Source organism: Pararhizobium sp. LjRoot255 (assembly GCF_964252905.1).
In the GTDB taxonomy this organism is placed as follows: Bacteria; Pseudomonadota; Alphaproteobacteria; order Rhizobiales; family Rhizobiaceae; genus Pararhizobium.
Genome location: NZ_CAXUPQ020000002.1, coordinates 620,514 through 638,633, shown reverse-complemented (window position 1 = coordinate 638,633; position 18,120 = coordinate 620,514). Strand labels below are relative to the sequence as shown.

The following is an 18,120-nucleotide window of genomic DNA, read 5'->3' as shown; positions in this document are numbered from 1 at the left end:
CAACGCAGCCCCTTGCCTTTCGGTGGGAAGCAGCGTCTGGCGGAGAGCCCGCGGGCGCGATCCCGGCCCCCCTGATGATCAGCGGTTTGCCGGAAACGGAGCATAGACATACCTGGTGTGACCGGGATGCTCCGCGACAGCCACGCGGACAGAAAGGTGGGTGGTTCCTCCGCCACGGCCTACAGGAAGTTCATCTTCGGCGGCGGAGCCTGCGACGAACTGGTTGGCGGGGTCGCCCTTGAAGCACATTGAAAACCTCCCTTTTTCACTTGTAGTCCTTCAGCGAACAAGGGCACTTTATCACCGGGCGAACATCTGTCTCGTACAAAGGGAATGTGGATTTGGCGGAAAGTAAGATTGTCGAACGAGCGATCTACCAGCCGGGTGCCAGCAGCATTGAAGGCATGCCGACCCGGCTGCATTTCTTCCATGCCCATCCGCCGATCATGCTGCGCGCGCATTGGCATGCGCAGATCGAAGTAAACTACGTGATGCGAGGGTCGGTGCATTATCGCATGGCCGGCCATGATCTCAGGCTCGGCGCCGGACAGCTATGTCTGTTCTGGGGTGGGCAACCGCACAGGATGGACGAATCCTCCGACGATTCCATCTATGCCGGCGCTCATCTGCCACTGGTGCATTTCTTCCGCATGCGCCTGCCCCCGGCAATCTCGGCAATGCTCATGGGCGGCGCAACGATGCTGACATCCCATACGGATTGCGCCGACGACCGGAACTTTCCGCGCTGGCGCAACTGGGCGAATTCCGGAGACGAGGTGAAGGCCCAGCATGCTGTGGAAGAACTGCTGCTGCGCGTCGAACGAATTTTCATGGAGCCTTACACGGTCGTATCGTCCGGCAAGGAATGCAAGGCCGAGAGCGCCTCGGCCTCGCATTCGCTCGGCGTCGTGCGCATGTGCGATTTCATCGCTGCCAATTTTCTCGAGGAGATCGATGCGGTCGATATCTCCGCCGCAGCCGGATTGCATCCGAAATATGCCATGAACCTGTTTCGCAAGTCGACGGGCATGACGCTGATCAAGTACGTGAGCCTGCTGCGTCTTTCGCGGGCGCAAGCCTTGCTGATGAATGGCAAGGACAGCATTCTGCAGGTGGCGATGGATAGCGGCTTCGGTTCGGTGAGCGCCTTCAACAAGGCTTTCCGGCAGATCGCCGGCGTGCCGCCTTCGGATTTCCGCCGCGACGTTCGCACCGCGGCTAGGTGAGCGTCACGAAACGCTTGCTTGCGCCGCTCCAGTCCGGCAATCGACCGTTTTCCAGGCGTTGGCCTTCCCCTCATCGCCCTGATCCTTAGCGGTATGGGCGCTTTCACAAAACGCCTCGCCGAGGTATCGAAATACATCGATCAGATGAGCCGCGTTCCTTCGGTCAATGAAGTAGCTTCAGCGACATAGTCGGCGACAGCGGCCGCAGGCGAGTGCCAACATCTGGGCGATACCTTCGGGTGGGGTGACTTCGCGCAGGGGAAGATTTTCTTGGTCACTTCGACTACGCCCACTGACGCGATCTGATCTTCGGCTATCGCCTCCGAACAGCCCGCGAAGTTCCGGCTCCCGCACGCGCATGGCCGCAAGGGTTGTCGGCGCGACAACCATCATCGCCATCGATATCGTCCCAGCGCGGCTTGATCTCGCGAGAGAGCTTGGCGCAACCCATGTGATCAACAGCCGTGAACAGGACGTTGTGGAAGCTGTTAAGGAGATTACCGGCACGGGACTGAACTTCGCGGTCGAGACGACCGGCCGGCGTGAAATCCTCGGCCAAGCGATTGAGACCTTGGGTCTGCTCGGCACTGTCGGCGTCATCGGTGCGCCAAAGCTTGGCACCAAGGCCGAGTTCGACGTCAACAACCTGTTACTCAATGGCCGCAGCATTCGCGGCATCGTCGAAGGTGACAGTGTTCCGCAGGTCTTCATCCCGCAGCTGATTGAGCTCAATCGACAGGGACGGTTCCCCTTCGACAGGCTGATCAAGTTCTACCCGTTCGACAAGATCAATGAGGCGGTCAAGGACAGCGAAAGCGGCGTTACCCTCAAGGCGGTCCTCAAGATGGCGGATGTGTAGACAATAAGCCAGCTATCGCTTGCTCTAAGGAATCCGGACAGAGGACCTCAGCGATATCTTGCAGCGATCTGCCCAGTCGGTCAAAGGCCTAGGCTTTTGGCCGCCTGCTGGCTGGGGCGATTGTGGCGGTTCGATTCCCTTCAAGGCGAGCATTTGAGACGCAGACCGCATTGGCCCCAGGCATGAAGAGAAAATGCTCGATCAGCCTGTCGAGGCTCTTCAGATCCGTCTCCTCTACAGTTTCTCCGGTGAGGCAAGCATCGGCGACATCACCATCGATGCCGGTGAGAGCGTGTATCTCGACAGTGGGGATGCGGCGGTCGTCGCACGCTCGGATGCGGATCTCGTGCTGTTCACGACGAACCCTACTGCGCCAATCTTCAAGGGTGGCATGTTCAGCGGCAATGTCGTCGGGAGCGCTGGCTTCCGTTGAAGCCCACGAATTCCGGCATGGCCGTCCATTGGGATTATTGCGTAAGGCGTAATTATGAACTGTGAACGTCGGCCGTTCTCACGGACGGCGGAGTGTAGCAATTTCGGGATGCGGATCGGCCTGAACCCGTCCAACAATTTCGAAGGAGCACCTCATGAAACTTTATCATCATCCGCTGTCGGGACATTCGCACCGGGCCCGTCTGTTTGTCTCGCTACTTGGCTTGCCCCACGAACTGGTAGAGGTCGATCTGAAGAGTGGCGCACATAAGAAGCCGGATTTTCTGAAGCTGAACCCGTTTGGTCAGGTGCCGGTGCTCGAGGATGATGAGGTCGTGATCGCTGACTCCAACGCCATCCTGGTTTACCTCGCAAAGAAAGCAGCCCAAACGGATTGGCTTCCCGAAGACGCCCAGGGCGCCGCCGCCGTCCAGCGCTGGTTATCCGTTGCCGCCGGCGAGGTGGCCTATGGTCCTGCAGCGGCACGGCTGATCACTGTTTTCGGTGCCAAATATAACCCTGAAGAGGTGATCGGCCGCGCTCATGCGCTGCTCGGCAAGCTCGAAAGCCAGCTGACCGATCACAACTGGCTTGTCGGCAATGGGCCGACGATCGCGGACGTTGCGATCTACAGCTACGTGGCCCGAGCGCCGGAAGGCAACGTCGATCTCTCCACCTATCCCGCCGTCGATACCTTTCTCCGTCGTGTCGAAGCGCTACCGGGGTTCGTTCCGTTTGTTCAAACGCCGGTCGGCCTTGCGGCCGCCTGAAGGCCGATCCGGGCGTGCGGCTGCGTGCGCCCGGTTCTTTTTTGGGAGACGGGAAATGAGCGAGATCTTGACGACGCTGCCGGTCTGGCACGAGGGCGAAACCTTTATTCAGCAAAAGGTCGGCGTCGATGGGCGCATGGCGGCTGTCGGTCAGCGTGTCATCCGCGATTTCATGCCGGATCAGCACCGCGATTTTTACGCTCAGCTGCCATACATCGTCCTGGGCAGTGTCGATAGCGGAGGTGACGCCTGGGCGACGTTCCTTGAGGGCCGCTCAGGCTTCATGTCCTCCCCATCGTCAACCATCCTGAATATCGCGGCCAGAAGCGATGCCACCGACCCCGCAAGCGAGGGTTTGGCCGAGGGCCAGCCGATCGGCCTTCTTGGCGTGGAGATGCACACAAGGCGGCGAAACCGCATGAACGGCATCATCTCCAATACACCCAACGGTTTCCGTGTGGATGTCGACCAGAGCTTCGGAAACTGTCCGCGCTATATCCAGTTGCGTGATTATGAATTTGCCCGCGAGCCGGGCGAAGCGTTTTCCGGCACTGTCGACGAGCTGCCCGTCCTCGACGATGCTGCGCGCGTCATGATCACGGCAGCAGACGCATTCTTTGTCGCATCCTATGCCGATCGCGAAGATCGACGTCAGGTCGATGTGTCGCATCGCGGTGGCAAGGCCGGATTCGTTCGCGTGGCGGGCGACGGCACGCTCACCATTCCGGACTTCGATGGAAACCTCTTCTTTGCAACGCTCGGCAACATCCTATTGAACGGCAAGGCCGGGCTTGTCTTCGTCGACTATGCCAGTGGCGACATGCTGCAGATGACCGGTGACGCCGAAGTTATCCTGGACTCACCGGAAATCGCGGCTTTCCAAGGTGCAGAGCGGTTGTGGACCTTCAAGGCCCGCCGCATTGTTCGCCGTCGCAACGCGCTCGCGCTGCGCTGGGCCTTCCGAGACGACGGCTGGTCCGCGAATTCGCTGATGACCGGAGATTGGGCGCAGGCGGCCGACCGGCTGCGTGCAGCGGAGCTTGCCACCCGGTGGCGCGCTCTCACAGTGACGAAGATCGTCGAGGAAAGCGCCTCGATCCGATCGTTTCATTTGCAGCCTGGCGATGGCGTAGGGTTGCTGCCGCACATTGCCGGACAACATCTGCCGATCCGCCTGACTGTTCCGGGCGTCGAAAAGCCTGTTATCCGAACCTACACTTTGTCGGCAGCCCCTTCGGACGGGGTTTACCGCATCAGCGTCAAGCGCGACGGACTTGTGTCGCAACACCTGCACGACAGCATTCGTATCGGCGACACCATCGAAGCGCGGGCGCCAGCCGGGGATTTCACCATCGACGCCCGCGCCACCCGCCCGGCCGTGCTGCTTGCCGGTGGCGTCGGGATTACACCCATGCTCGCCATGCTGCGCCACGTTGTCTACGAGGGGCTTCGCAAACAGCGCATCCGGCCGGTCATCCTCTTCCATGCTGCGCGTTCCAGGCAGGAGCGGCCGTTCGACCGAGAAATTACCGAGCTCGTCAATGCGGGGCAGGGTGCTGTCAGGCTCATCCGGGTCCTGAGTGACGCAAGTGGTGCGCAAGAAGGCACTGACTATGACGTCGTCGGGCGCATCGACATGGCGCTTCTTTCTCGTCATCTACCGTTCAACGACTATGATTTTTATCTGTGTGGGCCGCCGCAGTTCACTCAGGCACTCTATGATGGGTTGCGAGGCTATAACATCGCGGATGGCCGGATCCACGCAGAAGCGTTTGGCCCTTCATCCCTGAGGCGAACGCTCGACGCTGGTGTGGCTGCACCGATCCGCCCGTCGCCATCCACAAAACCCGTTCCGGTCGCCTTCCTGGGGTCGCTGAAGGAAGCACGCTGGACGCCCGGTTCCGGCACGCTGCTGGAACTGGCGGAAGCGCGGGGCCTGGAGCCAGAGTTCAGCTGCCGGGAAGGCAGTTGCGGAACATGCCGCACAAAGCTCATCAAGGGTGCGGTGACCTACATCAGGGAGCCAACGGTGGCGATCGCCGAAGGCGAGGTGCTGCTGTGCTCGGCGGTCCCTGCAGAACAGGAGACTGACGAGGAAAACCGCATCCAGCTCGAACTCTAGCGCTCGTCATTGATGCACTGACGCAAGAGTATCTTCCGCCTTTTCGACGTTCATCATCGTCCAGAACCGAAGCATCTTAACCGGGACGAAAGGGACAGCCTTTCAAAACCAAATCAAGGAGATAGACATGTCACGCATTCCCACGCCAGCCACAATCAACGATGCACAGGAAGCGTCCCGCCCTGTGCTTGAAGCCATCCAGAAGCAGATAGGCTCCGTGCCGAACATCTTTCGCCTTACAGCCCGGCCGCTTTGAACGGTCTAACGGCGCTGCAAGACGCTCTCGTAAGGGCAAGCTTGCTCGGGCCACCCGCGAGCGGATCGCCCTGACCGTGGCCGAGGCCAATGGTTGCGATTACTGCCTGTCCGCGCATACCTATACCGGCACAAAGTTCGCCGAGCTGGACGAGAGCGAAATCGAAGCGAACCGCCGCGGCACCTCGAATGATCCAAAGGCCGCCGCCGCCTTGTCGACGCTCGCGGCTCGGTAGCACCCGGCGAAGTCGAAAAGGTCCGCGCCGCCGGTTACAGCGATGCGGAAATTCTCGAGATCATCGCCCATATCGCGCTGAACACCTTCACCAACTACGTCAACGAAGCTCTGGGCACCGAGATCGATTTCCCGCGTATCGATCGCCTTGCAGCATGATCGACCAACGGTGGTCGCCTGCTTGCGGCCACCCTTCAATCCCTTTCCCACATAAAAGGAATTTACCCATGTCACGTCCGCCACTTCCACCATTCAATGAACAGACTGCCATCGAGAAGGTTCGCCTTGCCGAAGATGGCTGGAACAGCCGCGATGCCGCCAAGGTGGCGCTCGCTTATACGGTCGATACGCGTTGGCGCAACCGCGCCGAATTCGCAACCAACCGTGCCGAGGCTGAGGCCTTCCTGACGCGCAAATGGAACCGCGAGCTCGATTATCGCCTGATCAAGGAGCTTTGGGCCTTCCAGGGTAACCGCATCGCCGTTCGCTATGCTTATGAATACCACGATGACAGCGGTCAGTGGTTTCGTGCTTATGGCAACGAGAACTGGGAGTTCGCCGAAGACGGGCTGATGCGCGCGCGCCATGCCAGCATCAACGAACATCCGATCACGGAGGCTGAGCGCAAGTTCCGCTGGCCGCTCGGACGCCGGCCTGACGATCACCCGGGCTTGAGCGACTTCGGCTTCTAAGCGAGGCCGGATCAAGGAGGTCACCGCCATGGCAGGTTTCAAACTCGAGGCGAAGACGCGGCTGTCGATCGAACTCGCGCTTACCGCCGGACGCGGTGATCCCATTTTTGCCCGACAGCAGGAGGAAGACGCGAAGGCACTCGGCATGACCGGCGCAGAAATCGATATGGCCCGTAGCGGCTCAAGCTTTGATTTCCAGCTCTCCAAGGCGATCGCTTTGGCGCTCAAAGCAAATGTCGAGCAGCGCGAGCGCGCCATGAAAGCCGGTATCGACGCACAAACCTGTGCGGACATTGAAAAGATGGCCGCGCCGTATATCAACCGCTCTCTGTTGAGATCCGCATAAGCCACCACCAACGCTTCTTTTATGACATCTCCAGTTATGTCATTGGTATCAATCTCGAAACGGTCTTGCTCGATCTGTTTCGGAATTCATACCATTTTGAGCAAGGTCACGTTGAAGCAGCACGAGCGATCTTTGGAGGGCAAATGGATCGATGGCAGGCAATGCGGATTTTCGCAAAGGTCGCGGAGACGGAAAGCTTTGCGGATACCGCGCGCCACATGCATATGAGTGCACCGGCTGTTACCCGCGCCGTTGCAGCACTTGAGGATCTCATTGGTGCCCGCCTGTTCGTTCGCACGACGCGCTCTGTCAAGATGACGGAGGCAGGCACACAGTATTTCGAGGATTGCCGCCGCATATTGGCGGATATCGCGGAAGCAGAAGCTGCGGCCGGCGGCTCCTATGCGACCCCGACCGGTACGCTGGCAATCACGGCCTCAGCCTTGTTCGGACAGATGTATGTGCTGCCCATTGTGTCTGAATTCCTGAACACCTTCCCGACCATGCATGCAAGGACCCTGTTTATCGATCGCCCCGTCAACATTGTCGAAGAAGGGGTAGACGTGGCCGTTCGCATCGGCCACCTGCGGGATTCTGGTTTCTCTGCTATCAAAGTGGGTACTGTGCGGCACGTCATCTGCGGATCCCCGAGTTATTTCGAAAGCCACGGCGTTCCAACCACTCCGGCCGACCTCAAGAATCATCGCATCGCGGCGTCAACCAGCGCCTGGGCCTCGCCGGAATGGCGTTTCGCAAGTGACCAGCGTGTAACGATCGACCCTATACTTCAATGTAATACGAATGAAGCCGTGATATCGGCGGCCCGGGCAGGGTGGGGTTTGACCAGGGTGTTGCATTACCAGATCGGCCCGGCTCTCATTGCGGGGGAACTGCAGATCGTCCTCAGCGACTATGAAGAACCACCGATGCCGATCCATGTCCTCCATCCGGAGGGGCGGCACGCGCCAGCGAAGGTTCGCGCCTTCGTGGACATGGCAGCGGCCCGCCTGCGAGAAAACCCGCTCCTGAACTAAATTGAGGCCGGCTCGGGCCGGATTTATCGCTTTCCGATGATGCTTGTGGCTCTATCGATCATAGCTCGATCAAAATCTTGCGCGTTCATTGTTTCATACGGTGTAATTATCACTTCCGCATTGAGCGGATTATCGTTTTTTCGCTCATGGATATGATTCTTGACACGGATATGCAGCGGCGCGCCCAGATCGGTCTGAATAAGGGCGAAGCGCACCATGCGCTCAAGAATGCTCTCCGCATTGGCAGGCAGGGTGAAATCCGGATCGAACCACCGAGGGGCAGCATTACCGGATCGCCGGGCTGAACCTGCTCACGGCGATCATCATTTACTGGAACACCATCCATCTTGGCCATGCTGTGGTCGAACGGCGGAACGAGGGGCTTGATGTGCCGCCCGAGGTCATTCCGCCCCCAGCCTGAATCGACCCCTTTATCAGTAGCGAAATGACGATTCTCATCCATATCGATGCGTGAACATGTTGCTGCCTTTTCGTCGCCTCGGCGATGGTTATTCGCCAGATGGAGGAAGCATCGCCCACGTGCTCGACATGACCTCATCTGCCGCGTTGCAGACGCGCCGAGATCACGCCGCATCTTCAACCCTCGCAGCTTGGCGACGGCGCCTGGTTGCTCCGCCAGAAGCAAGATCAGCCGCGGGGCTGCAGCAGCGCCAGGGCGACTGTCGATGCGGCAAGGACGGCGGTAAGGATTAAGGGCCCCGTAGCGCCATAGTTGTCCACGACATAGCCGCCGAAAACCGCGCCGATACTGATGGCGACCTGGAAAGAGACGACCATCAGGCTGCCGGCTGCCTCCAGCGCGTCGGGAGCCCCGCGGGAGAGATTGGTAGGCAGCACCACCGGCGCCATGCCGAAAGCGAAGCCCCAAAGCGTAGCAAAGCCGAAGGCAACGCCGATGTGAGCGCCCCAAAGCACCAAAGCGAGTGCTGCAAAAGCCATCAACGCGGCGGTGACTGCCAAGGCCATGCGGATATTGGCGTCGGCCATTCGGCCACCGGCAATATTACCGATCACAGCGGCGATGCCAAACCCGAGCAGCGCCAGGGCAATCGGCCCGGTTGCAAGGAGCGTAATCTGTTCGAAGAAGGGACGCACATAGACCGATCCAGCAAAATGCCCCGTCATCAGCAAAAGGATAGCAAGCATTCCGAGTTGAATACGCCGCCGCCGTGTCAGCCGAAAGACATCGCTGAGACTATTGCTTGCGCTCGCAGGCAGCGTCGGCAGACTGAGCAACTGTAGCAGCATGGCAACCGCGGCAAGCCCCGCTGTCATGGCCATGGCGCTGCGCCAGCCTACCCAGTCGCTAATCAAAGCGCCCATGGAAGGTGCAGCTATGGTGGCGAGCGAGACGCCCAGGGTGACGATCGCCATGCCCCGACCTGTTGCGTTGGCGCCAACCAGCCTCGCCACGACGGCAACGGAAAGCGCCCAGAAGGCGCTAAGGGCAATGCCCAGGCCGGCCCGGCCTAACAACAATAGCCAAAAATCGGTCGCTAACGCCGCAAGAATATTGGCGCCGATCGCCAACGCACTGAGACCGACGAGCACCGTCTTACGGTTCAATCTGCCGATGAGAACATTGCTCAACAAAGCCGTCACGGCGCCTACGGAAGCGGTGGCGGTGACGACCTGTCCGGCTGTTCCCTCGCTAATGCCGAGATCGCGCGCCATTGGCGTCAACAGGCCTGCCGGCAGGAACTCAGCTGACACCAGCGCAAAGCTGGTGGCCGCCATCGAAAAGACCGCGAACCAGGTGGCCGCGCTCCACGCGGTTGGCTCAGTGGCATCAAGGCCTATCACTGCGCCGTCAAGCTGCGATATTGTGTCCGTCATTTGAATTATCTCCTAGGTTCGGAGACTTCATAGACGAATCTTTTGGGATGATATGTAACCTAAAATCCGAAATCCATGTCCGTTCGTCCGGGAATTGTGCGACGCACAATGCCCGGTGAGACGTTCGTGATGCGCTTGAACGCGCGAGCGAAGGATGCCTCGGATTCATAGCCTAAGCGGGAAGCAACCTCGGCAACCGACATGCCGCTTTGCCCCAGCAACTCGCGGGCAAGCTGCATACGCAGACGGGCGAGATAGCGTGCCGCGCCTTCCCCCAAAACAGCGCTGAAGCGCTCGGCGAAGATCGAGCGCGACTGACCTGCCACGCCGGCGAGGCTTTCGAGGGTCCAGTTATGGCCAGGGTCTCGGTGCATTACTGCCAGAACGCGACCGATGTGGGGGTCCCGGATGGCGGCGAGCCAACCAGTGGTCGAGGCTCCGCTGCAATTGACCCAGCAGCGGATGAGCCGCGCTGCGAGCAAGTCCGCCATACGTGATAAGACTGTTGCACTGCCCATCTGGGGTTGTGCGGCCTCCGCCGTCATAGCCGCCAGCAGGGGACCAACGATCGGGTCATTGCCAGCCACATCGCAGCCCTTGATGATTGGCGGCATCAAAGCGATCAAGGGATTAAGCGCATACGCGCCCAAAGCCATGGAGCCGCAGAACAGGGTGCTGGTGGCACCCGTTCCTTCCCGCACCACTTCGCAGACGTTGCTCCCCAACTTTGTCACCTGGCACCCCTTGAGCGAGTCGCCCACAACATCCGGCGCGCTGGCCAATCGATGTGCGATGCCTTGCGGCAGCAGCACCAGATCGCCATCGTGCAACTCCTGCCATCCTTGCGCTTCGGTATGGATCCAGCATGGACCTTGGCTGACAAAGTGAAAACGAAGCAGTTGTTGTTGTGGAAAGGCGATGCTCCATGGATGTCGGAGCTCGCAGCGGCCATAGTTCACGCCACTTAAGCGAAAGTCTTGTAGGACTTCGCTCAGGGCATCCATTGGGATTTGGTGCGGCGCGGACGGCCGGGACGAATGGTCAAGCATATAGCCAATCTAGATGCCGGGCGTCCGGCATGCAAGTGGAGACGTTATTGTCACAGTCGTCTCTCCGCCACCTTTAGTACGAAGGCCTCGCGGGGCGGCGGTCTTTCCGGCATCAGCATTTGACCGCGTCGACGTTTTCATGAATTCAGCCGTGATCGCTACCATCAGCGGCGTCTCTCGTTACTTATGCCTCTCTTTCCTACAGATCAAATCCGGCGGGGCCAACAGGTCGAGCCATCACTGCGGTCGCGCTCGGCGGACCTTCGTTTGCCGGCGCCGTCGGTGCTCCTCGGCCGAAAGGGAGTTCGATCATGCGTGTCAGCCAATCGAGTGGCGTCGAGTGCGAAAAGCGTGGGGTGCGCTGGTTCGCATCCATTCAAGGCGACCGATTGAGGTCGACGTGGCTCGGTAGCGTGGCTGGCAAGCCGAATCTTTCCATTCAGATCGGCGGACCATCCCTGCAGCATGCTGTCCACAATAAGTGGCTCCCCGTCGTTACGACGTATGCGCCGTCTCCATCCCATTGAATCTGGATATTCCTGAGCATTGAGGTCCGTGCCAGAACGGCTCCGGCAAGAGCTGGAGATTTGGCATGGCGGATGGTGACGGATTTGTTGGGCGCTTCGAGGTGGTTGAGGCGCGCCGTGGAAACCGGCGCTGGCCCAATGATTTGAAGGCTCGGATCGTGGCGGAAAGCCTCCAGCCTGGTGCACGGGTTATTGATGTTGCGCGTCGTCATGACGTTATTGCGCATCAGTTGTCGGACTGGCGGCGGCAAGCCCGTCAGGGTCTTTTGACGCTGCCGGCGGAGATGATGGCGGCCGTGCCTTGCGAACACCGCTCGCCAATTGAGCCTGCCTTTGTGCCCTTGGCAATTACGACAGAGCCGTTGCAGATTGCCGATGCATCGCCAGTTCTGGAGCCGGTCGCGACCACGTCGGGGATCGTGACCTTGGAAATCGGCTCAGACCTTGTGGTGAAAGTTCCCGGCGATGTGCCGGTTGATCGAATTGCCGCGTTGGTGCGAGCGATGCGAGGGACAGCGTGATCGTCGCGGGACAACGATTGCCGATCCTGATCGCAACGCGACCGGTGGACTTCCGCTGTGGCCATCAGGCTCTGGCCTTGATGGTACAAACCGAGCTGAAGCTCGATCCGCATTCCGGGGTCACCGTGATCTTCCGGTCGAAGCGCGGGGATCGCCTGAAAATCCTGGTATGGGATGGCAGCGGAATGGTGCTGATCTACAAGGTTCTTGAGCAGGGCAATTTTGCCTGGCCGAAGGTACAGGATGGAATGATGCGTCTGTCGCGGGCACAATACGAAGCCTTGTTCGAAGGTCTGGATTGGCGACGTGTGATGGCGCGGCGGGCGACGGCGCCGACTGCGGCAGGATGACTCACGGGTTCAGTTCGGCGTTGTTTTGTTAGCCTTTTCTGCTTCGGTTTGCTATAAAACTGCATGTCGCAGCCGATCGATCTCAGCCAGTTCCCGGACCTTCCGCCAGAGGTATTGAAGGCCTTTGCGGCGGTGCAGTTCGAGCTGTCGGTCGAGCGTGCGGCACGTCAGCACGAGCAGGCGGTGGTGGCCGAAAAGGACGCCTTCATCACCGAACTGAAGGAGCTGATCGAGAAGCTGGAAGGCCAGGTTCAGGACTATCGCCGTACGAAGTTCGGGCCTAAATCAGAAAAGCTCGATCCGACGCAGATGGAACTGGCACTGGAGGACCTTGAGACGGCGATTGCCGAAACACAGGCCCAGATCGCCTTCGTCGAGGAAAAAATTGCGGCGAGCGCAGCCAATCCAGACCATGCTGCGCCCCGCAAACAGCGCAAGGCGCGCGCTCTGCCTGAGCACCTGCCGCGGGTCGAGCGGGTGATCGAGCCCGATAGCATTGCTTGCCCGTGCGGTTGCGGCAACATGGTGCGCATTGGCGAAGACAAGACTGAGCGGTTGGATCAGATTCCGGCTTGCTATCAGGTGATCGTCACGATCCGCCCGAAATACGCGTGTCCCAAGGGCCGCGCGGGCGTCGTTCAGGCCAAGGCTCCAGCACATCTGCTGGAAGGGAGCTGGCCGACCGAAGCCCTGTTGGCGCAGATCGCCGTATCCAAGCATTCCGAACATATGCCGCTCAATCGTCAGGCAGCCGTCATGGCCCGACACGGAGTACCGATCGACCGTACGGTCCTGGCCGATTGGATGGGCCGAACGGGTGCTGCGATCGCGCCGGTTGTCGACCACATGGCCATTGTCCTGAAGCGAGGCAGCTCAAGACTTTACGTCGACGAAACTACGGCCCCGGTATTGGATCCGGGACGCGGCACAACGAAAACTGGCTATCTCTGGGCTGTTTTGCGCGATGATCGCGGCTGGAACGGATCTGCGCCCACGGGCGTGGTCTTCCACTACCGTCCTGGGCGTAAAGGCGAATATGCCGCAGAAATCCTCGACGGCTTCAACGGCACGATCCAGGTAGACGCCTATGGTGGCTATTCGCACCTCGCGACGCGAGATCGCACGGGCGGCGATCCGTTGAAGCTGGCCTTCTGTTGGGCGCATGGCCGCAGGAAACTGATCAAGGCCAAGCCAAAGAAGGGCTCGCCCATCGTTGACGAGGCGTTGCTACGTATCGCCGCTCTTTACAAGATCGAGGACAGCATCCGCGGCCGTGATCCCGAACATCGCCGGGCTGTCCGCCAACACCTGTCGCGTCCGCTGGTTGATGAGTTCTTCACCTGGTTGGCAGCTCAGGCCGCGCGTGTCTCGCACAAGTCTGACCTCGGCGTGGCCATGGCCTATATGCTGAGACGACAAGACGGCTTCCGGCTGTTCCTGGATGATGGCTGCGTCGACATCGATTCAAACCTGGTCGAAAACGCCATACGCAGCCCGGCCATGAACCGCCGCAACGCGCTGTTTGCCGGGCACGACGAGGGTGGCCGAAACTGGGCCCGCTTTGCCAGCCTGATCGGAAGCTGCAAAATGAATGGCGTCGAACCCTACGCCTACCTACGAGATCTCTTCACCAGCCTGGCAAACGGTCATCTCGCCAAAGATATCGACGCCCTCATGCCGTGGGCTTATGCCCAACGGACCAAAGCCTCATAATGAGCACGTCCGGGATTCCCCGACGTGCTCGTAGCACCGCCAACAAGCAAAAGACCTGACCAGTGAAACCGCATAATCAATGGGGCGGAGACGCCGCATACGTTACGACTCTGCAATCAACATCAGCACACGGGTGCCAAGACCCAGCGGAAGAATGCTCGACGAGCGCTCACAGGGCGCGGCAACATATACCTGTATCCAGGATCGGCTAGCTTGGTCGCTAGGGCGGGCTGGCGGAAGGTCTAGGACCAACTACGCCTTTGTCGACGGCAAACATCGTTTCGAATGATAGCTACGACACTGTCCATTGCGTCATCTTTCCTACACGATCACTGATTCTGACGACCATAAGGAAAGAGCCATGCAACCTCGTCAAAATAATTACTTCAAACTCGCTGAACCGGCCTTTAAACATGTCTTCGCTCTGGAGAGCGCTCTTAAAAATGGTCCGCTGGAGCCAAAGCTGTTGCACCTGGTCAAGCTGCGCGCTTCTCAGATCAATTCGTGTGTGTTTTGCATTCATTTGCACACCACAGAAGCTCTGAAAGACGGGGAAGATCCTATGCGCCTCTATTTGCTGACCGGGTGGCGTGAGGCAACGCTTTACTCGTCGCGTGAGCGTGCTGCGCTTGCCTGGACTGAGGCGTTAACCAACCTCGCGCAAACTGGTGCCCCCGACGATGATTGGGGGCTGGTTGAGGCTGCGTTTACGGCAGAAGAGCGGTCTTGGCTGTCTCTTGCCATTGGTGCGATCAATCTTTGGAATCGGCTTCAGGTAGGGTTCAGGGCTACACATCCTGCTTAACAGCCCGACGTGCGCCATCAGGCGTAACATCTTGGTGGCGCAGCAGTCGAAACCGCTGCGCCGCTTGCCGGTTCGAACAGATTTGAGGAATTAACTGGGTGGTCATAACCTGTTTGCTCTCCAGCCTTCGGACCGGTGCAGAGGGCGACGCAAGCGCTTTCACCAAGTTCCAACGGCCACATTAATATCATCAACGGCTGCAGCGGATGGGCCAGCGGAACTGTTTGGCGACCGTCCCTTGAATCCTTCGGCCGGTTACGATCGGAGCCGCCGGCGAGCCCGAGCCTGTCAGGGGAATACATCATGCCCCCCACGAGCCTCGAACTAACACTCGAAGAGATGCTGGCCGACCCTATCATCCAGCTTGTGATGAACTGCGATAATGTCGTCGCGGATGACGTGCGGCGGGTCATTTATGATGTTAGGGAGGCACATCGAGGTCGAGACCTGCTGGCCGGACGCCGTCGCGCTAGCCCGGATCGGCCAGGGGACCATATCATGGGCACCACGAGCCCCGAATTAACACTCGAAGAGATGCTGGCCGACCCCATTGTCCAGCTCGTAATGAGGCGCGATAACATCCTCGCGGACGATGTGCGGCGGGTCATTCATGAGGCTCGGCAGGCACATCGAATCAAGAACTGTTACTAGAACGGCGCATCGGCATGGTGCCCGATACCCCAACCAATGACGAAGACGGGCCCAAGTTCTGGAGACGAACTGGAGGAAACGTGCCTATGAGCTATGATGCACCAAATCTGCGATTGCAGAACTTCGCGACTTTATTGTTCTCACTGACGTGTATTCTCGTCCCTGCCTCCTGCTCAAGCGTAAGCGATCCTGGCGAATTGATCGGGACAGAAACTGCTGCTTCCCACATTGAAGAAGATAGCCCACTCGATCTACTTTACGTGACTGACCGAGCCCCTTCCACTTCGGCTGGTGGCGATCCTTCCTACAGCTCGTCCCGGGGTCGTTCAATGAGCTTCGGTTCAGTTACGCTTGCTCGCGAACGGACGCGCTTTCACGTTGGGCAGGCTGGACAGCGTGATGCGTCGCTGCATGTTTCACGCATCACCAAACTCGGAGAATTTCCGCAGTCGCCATACCCGATCGAACTCACGCGTCATGGGCCTCGGCGGGTACCCGCAACTGTGACTGCTCATATACAGACAGCCGCTGCGTTGCAGGGTGAAGTGAGCCGGCGGCTTGCGTTGGCGAAACGCAAGGAAGCGGTCATTTTTATTCATGGCTATAACAATAGTTTCGACGATGCCGCGAAAGCCACCGGCAAGATATGCAATACCCTATCTGCAGAGTTCGTGTGCGTGTTGCTTTCGTGGCCAGCCGGCGGATCCGGCGGCGCCTTCTACGGTTACAATATCGATCGTGAATCTGGCGAGTTCGCCGTATCGGATATGAAAAAGGCTATCCGCATCATTTCCGGGACCAGCGGTGTCAAACGTCTCCACCTCATCGCGCACAGTCGCGGCGCAGACGTTCTCTTATCCGCCCTGCAGCAACTTGGAATGGAAGCATACACTTCCCGGTCTTCCCCGACCGAGCGCTACAAACTCAGCAACGTGGTTCTATTTGCTCCTGACATCGATCTGGATGTTGCCACCACGAAATTGTTCGGCTTCGTGTCTGATCCCGATACGCTTTTCGGTGCAAAAGCAACCCCCTACGGCCTCTTGCCACCCATAGGCTCGCTGCATCTGACAGTATATTCATCCCCCAATGACAAGGCGCTAGCCCTTTCAAGCGGGTTGTTCGGAAGCGTTGTTCGACTCGGGCGTTTAACCCGCGTCAGCTCTGAGGAGGCGGACTTGAATGCGCTGTGGAATAATTCACAGCTATCGGGTATCGCAGACTTTATCGAATACCGGGGAAGTGCGGGCTTTGCGGGTCATAGTTACTTCTTGTCTGACACGGCAATTCAAAAGGACCTGGTTGCTTTATTAAGGGGTCGTCTCAAGGCGGGTGATCCCGGCCGGCCACTCGTCGAGATCAAACGTCCATTTTGGGAAGTCCTCAGCCGCGATACTAACAGGTCTCACTGAAAAAATAGTTCTGCATTTGGCGAGAACCCCGTTGTGGTTCACACAATTCTGCGGGTAGGCCGAGCCCGCAGCAGGAACGCGAGACACGGCGACAATGAGGCTACCCACCAGACGGAGGTGTGTGGCGGACAGGCCGCTGCCGCCTTCGTGAGATATCCGAAAACTTGCCTGAAGATCAGTGGCACGACTATTTTCGTCCTGCAGATCACCTAGAACTGAGGGCGGGACATGCGCCGCGGCGATAACGCGCAGCGGACATTCCAACGTTGCCGCCACATTAGTATCATCTAATTTTATGGCAATACCCACGGACATCATCATCTTGCGCGGAACCAAAGTACCCTCGCATCCATGGGTGCAGGGTCCGACATCAATAGGGGTGACATCGTATCCTGGTCCCTGTGCGAATGCTTACCGATCTCCAAGAAAACCATCCGGAAAGTGACTCTCGAGCAGCAACCGGGCCGCCTAACCGGCCATTTTCAGAAAAAGCCAGTCCAAATAGCGTCGTGAAGACGTACGTACCCCCTGGCCAGGCAGGAGAGTGTCGTCATTTAGTTGGACACCATAGTAAGGCGCTTTGTCATCGCTAGTGACCTGGCGTCGGTCGTCGTTTGCCGCCAAGTGCATACGGGCAATCTCGTCAAGACCAAACTGCTCCGGTCCGGCAATCTCCACTGTGTCGTTGCTTGCCGCACCTAGCGCCAATTCCGCCAATATATCGCTGACATCAGCCGCGGATATGGGCTGTATCGAGGCTGATGGAAGCCGGAATCCACCGCCATTTGCACCCATGTCAATCACACCGCCTATGAACTCGAAAAACTGCGTAGAATGGAGAATAGTATATGGTTTTCGCGACGCTCGGATGAGATTCTCCTGAACCATCTTTGCGCGAAAATAGTCACTCTCGACCAGGCGAGGCGTTCCCACCACGGAAAGCGCCAAATAGTGTCCCACGCCTGCATCAGCGGAAGCAGCAAGAAGATTCCTGGTGGAGGTTCTAAAAAAAGCCAAGGCAGAATCATCGCCAAACGACGCGGCATTGGTAACGTCGATGACAACGTCCGCTCCAGCCACAGCGGCTTCAAGGCCTTCGCCCGTGACACTATCAACGCCGAAAGAAGGAGATGCAGGGATCACCTCGATACCTCTTTGTTGAAGGTTCATAACGAGCGGCGCGCCGATAAGTCCGCTCGCACCCACAACCGTTATTTTCATCAACTTGCTGCCTTTTCGATGCGTCCAGCTTTTAACGTGGCCG

The 18,120-nt window shown here is 58.8% G+C and carries 17 protein-coding genes and 2 pseudogenes; 16 read left to right on the top strand and 3 right to left on the bottom strand.

The features are described from left to right. Positions 1 to 335: 335 nt before the first annotated feature. The 10 genes and pseudogenes from ACSQ2W_RS22135 to ACSQ2W_RS22090 form a co-directional block, all read left to right on the top strand. A complete protein-coding gene (locus tag ACSQ2W_RS22135; RefSeq protein WP_436088324.1) occupies positions 336 to 1,226 on the top strand; it encodes a helix-turn-helix domain-containing protein in 891 nt (296 codons plus the stop codon). Positions 1,227 to 1,584: 358 nt separating this feature from the next. Beyond that, on the top strand, positions 1,585 to 2,085 hold the full coding sequence (locus ACSQ2W_RS22130; RefSeq protein ID WP_436088323.1) for a zinc-binding dehydrogenase: 501 nt from the start codon (positions 1,585 to 1,587) through the stop codon (positions 2,083 to 2,085). 193 nt (positions 2,086 to 2,278) lie between these two features. Further along, a complete protein-coding gene (locus tag ACSQ2W_RS22125; RefSeq protein WP_436088322.1) occupies positions 2,279 to 2,518 on the top strand; it encodes a hypothetical protein in 240 nt (79 codons plus the stop codon). 154 nt (positions 2,519 to 2,672) lie between these two features. After that, complete coding sequence (locus tag ACSQ2W_RS22120; RefSeq protein ID WP_436088321.1) at positions 2,673 to 3,287, top strand: glutathione S-transferase family protein; 615 nt, start codon at positions 2,673 to 2,675, stop codon at positions 3,285 to 3,287. 55 nt (positions 3,288 to 3,342) lie between these two features. Beyond that, the gene (locus ACSQ2W_RS22115) at positions 3,343 to 5,409 is read left to right on the top strand and encodes an FAD-binding oxidoreductase (RefSeq protein ID WP_436088320.1); all 2,067 of its coding nucleotides are present in this window, start codon (positions 3,343 to 3,345) and stop codon (positions 5,407 to 5,409) included. Positions 5,410 to 5,536: 127 nt separating this feature from the next. Further along, a pseudogene (locus ACSQ2W_RS22110) lies at positions 5,537 to 6,058 on the top strand (carboxymuconolactone decarboxylase family protein). A gap of 68 nt (positions 6,059 to 6,126) precedes the next feature. Continuing rightward, the gene (locus ACSQ2W_RS22105) at positions 6,127 to 6,591 is read left to right on the top strand and encodes a DUF1348 family protein (protein ID WP_436088319.1); all 465 of its coding nucleotides are present in this window, start codon (positions 6,127 to 6,129) and stop codon (positions 6,589 to 6,591) included. Between the two features lie 28 nt (positions 6,592 to 6,619). Then, positions 6,620 to 6,937 carry a hypothetical protein gene (locus ACSQ2W_RS22100; RefSeq protein WP_436088318.1) on the top strand — a complete coding sequence of 106 codons (318 nt, stop codon included), beginning with the start codon at positions 6,620 to 6,622 and terminating at the stop codon, positions 6,935 to 6,937. Positions 6,938 to 7,080: 143 nt separating this feature from the next. Further along, entirely contained in the window at positions 7,081 to 7,971 is an 891-nt protein-coding gene (locus ACSQ2W_RS22095; RefSeq protein WP_436088973.1) for a LysR family transcriptional regulator, read from the top strand. A gap of 149 nt (positions 7,972 to 8,120) precedes the next feature. Further along, positions 8,121 to 8,392 (top strand): annotated as a pseudogene (locus tag ACSQ2W_RS22090) (Tn3 family transposase); the annotation flags it as partial. 227 nt (positions 8,393 to 8,619) lie between these two features. On the opposite strand, the gene ACSQ2W_RS22085 reads toward ACSQ2W_RS22090, so the two are convergent. Together ACSQ2W_RS22085 and ACSQ2W_RS22080 are read right to left on the bottom strand one after the other, a co-directional pair. Continuing rightward, the gene (locus ACSQ2W_RS22085; protein WP_436088317.1) at positions 8,620 to 9,828 is read right to left on the bottom strand and encodes an MFS transporter; all 1,209 of its coding nucleotides are present in this window, start codon (positions 9,826 to 9,828) and stop codon (positions 8,620 to 8,622) included. Positions 9,829 to 9,887: 59 nt separating this feature from the next. Then, positions 9,888 to 10,877 (bottom strand): AraC family transcriptional regulator, encoded by a 990-nt coding sequence (locus ACSQ2W_RS22080; protein ID WP_436088316.1) that lies wholly within the window; start codon positions 10,875 to 10,877, stop codon positions 9,888 to 9,890. A gap of 592 nt (positions 10,878 to 11,469) precedes the next feature. Here ACSQ2W_RS22080 and tnpA point away from each other — a divergent pair. From tnpA to ACSQ2W_RS22050, 6 genes are all read left to right on the top strand, one after another. Then, the gene (tnpA, locus tag ACSQ2W_RS22075; RefSeq protein WP_436088106.1) at positions 11,470 to 11,925 is read left to right on the top strand and encodes an IS66-like element accessory protein TnpA; all 456 of its coding nucleotides are present in this window, start codon (positions 11,470 to 11,472) and stop codon (positions 11,923 to 11,925) included. Next, positions 11,922 to 12,275, top strand: coding sequence for an IS66 family insertion sequence element accessory protein TnpB (tnpB, locus tag ACSQ2W_RS22070; protein WP_436088105.1), 354 nt, complete (start codon positions 11,922 to 11,924; stop codon positions 12,273 to 12,275). Before tnpA ends, tnpB begins: the two co-directional genes overlap by 4 nt. 63 nt (positions 12,276 to 12,338) lie before the next feature. Beyond that, positions 12,339 to 13,988, top strand: a complete 1,650-nt coding sequence (gene tnpC, locus ACSQ2W_RS22065) for an IS66 family transposase (RefSeq protein WP_436088104.1) — start codon at positions 12,339 to 12,341, stop codon at positions 13,986 to 13,988. A 361-nt stretch (positions 13,989 to 14,349) separates the two neighbouring features. After that, positions 14,350 to 14,793 carry a carboxymuconolactone decarboxylase family protein gene (locus tag ACSQ2W_RS22060; protein WP_436088315.1) on the top strand — a complete coding sequence of 148 codons (444 nt, stop codon included), beginning with the start codon at positions 14,350 to 14,352 and terminating at the stop codon, positions 14,791 to 14,793. A 303-nt stretch (positions 14,794 to 15,096) separates the two neighbouring features. Next, complete coding sequence (locus ACSQ2W_RS22055) at positions 15,097 to 15,444, top strand: hypothetical protein (RefSeq protein WP_436088314.1); 348 nt, start codon at positions 15,097 to 15,099, stop codon at positions 15,442 to 15,444. 86 nt (positions 15,445 to 15,530) lie between these two features. Beyond that, positions 15,531 to 16,856, top strand: coding sequence for an alpha/beta hydrolase (locus tag ACSQ2W_RS22050; protein ID WP_436088313.1), 1,326 nt, complete (start codon positions 15,531 to 15,533; stop codon positions 16,854 to 16,856). Positions 16,857 to 17,324: 468 nt separating this feature from the next. Here the strand turns inward: ACSQ2W_RS22050 and ACSQ2W_RS22045 are convergent, their stop codons facing one another. Continuing rightward, on the bottom strand, positions 17,325 to 18,077 hold the full coding sequence (locus tag ACSQ2W_RS22045) for an SDR family oxidoreductase (RefSeq protein WP_436088972.1): 753 nt from the start codon (positions 18,075 to 18,077) through the stop codon (positions 17,325 to 17,327). Positions 18,078 to 18,120: the final 43 nt, after the last annotated feature.

What these genes read in the sequence shown, in the direction of transcription:
- ACSQ2W_RS22120 (WP_436088321.1), top strand. Translation starts at nt 2,673, where the DNA reads ATGAAACTTTATCATCATCCGCTGTCGGGACATTCGCACCGGGCCCGT.
- ACSQ2W_RS22050 (WP_436088313.1), top strand. Translation starts at nt 15,531, where the DNA reads ATGAGCTATGATGCACCAAATCTGCGATTGCAGAACTTCGCGACTTTA.
- ACSQ2W_RS22095 (WP_436088973.1), top strand. Translation starts at nt 7,081, where the DNA reads ATGGATCGATGGCAGGCAATGCGGATTTTCGCAAAGGTCGCGGAGACG.
- ACSQ2W_RS22085 (WP_436088317.1), bottom strand. Translation starts at nt 9,828, where the DNA reads ATGACGGACACAATATCGCAGCTTGACGGCGCAGTGATAGGCCTTGAT.
- tnpC (WP_436088104.1), top strand. Translation starts at nt 12,339, where the DNA reads ATGTCGCAGCCGATCGATCTCAGCCAGTTCCCGGACCTTCCGCCAGAG.
- ACSQ2W_RS22080 (WP_436088316.1), bottom strand. Translation starts at nt 10,877, where the DNA reads ATGCTTGACCATTCGTCCCGGCCGTCCGCGCCGCACCAAATCCCAATG.
- tnpA (WP_436088106.1), top strand. Translation starts at nt 11,470, where the DNA reads ATGGCGGATGGTGACGGATTTGTTGGGCGCTTCGAGGTGGTTGAGGCG.
- ACSQ2W_RS22100 (WP_436088318.1), top strand. Translation starts at nt 6,620, where the DNA reads ATGGCAGGTTTCAAACTCGAGGCGAAGACGCGGCTGTCGATCGAACTC.
- ACSQ2W_RS22115 (WP_436088320.1), top strand. Translation starts at nt 3,343, where the DNA reads ATGAGCGAGATCTTGACGACGCTGCCGGTCTGGCACGAGGGCGAAACC.
- ACSQ2W_RS22055 (WP_436088314.1), top strand. Translation starts at nt 15,097, where the DNA reads ATGCCCCCCACGAGCCTCGAACTAACACTCGAAGAGATGCTGGCCGAC.
- ACSQ2W_RS22125 (WP_436088322.1), top strand. Translation starts at nt 2,279, where the DNA reads ATGCTCGATCAGCCTGTCGAGGCTCTTCAGATCCGTCTCCTCTACAGT.
- ACSQ2W_RS22130 (WP_436088323.1), top strand. Translation starts at nt 1,585, where the DNA reads ATGGCCGCAAGGGTTGTCGGCGCGACAACCATCATCGCCATCGATATC.
- ACSQ2W_RS22105 (WP_436088319.1), top strand. Translation starts at nt 6,127, where the DNA reads ATGTCACGTCCGCCACTTCCACCATTCAATGAACAGACTGCCATCGAG.
- ACSQ2W_RS22060 (WP_436088315.1), top strand. Translation starts at nt 14,350, where the DNA reads ATGCAACCTCGTCAAAATAATTACTTCAAACTCGCTGAACCGGCCTTT.
- ACSQ2W_RS22045 (WP_436088972.1), bottom strand. Translation starts at nt 18,077, where the DNA reads ATGAAAATAACGGTTGTGGGTGCGAGCGGACTTATCGGCGCGCCGCTC.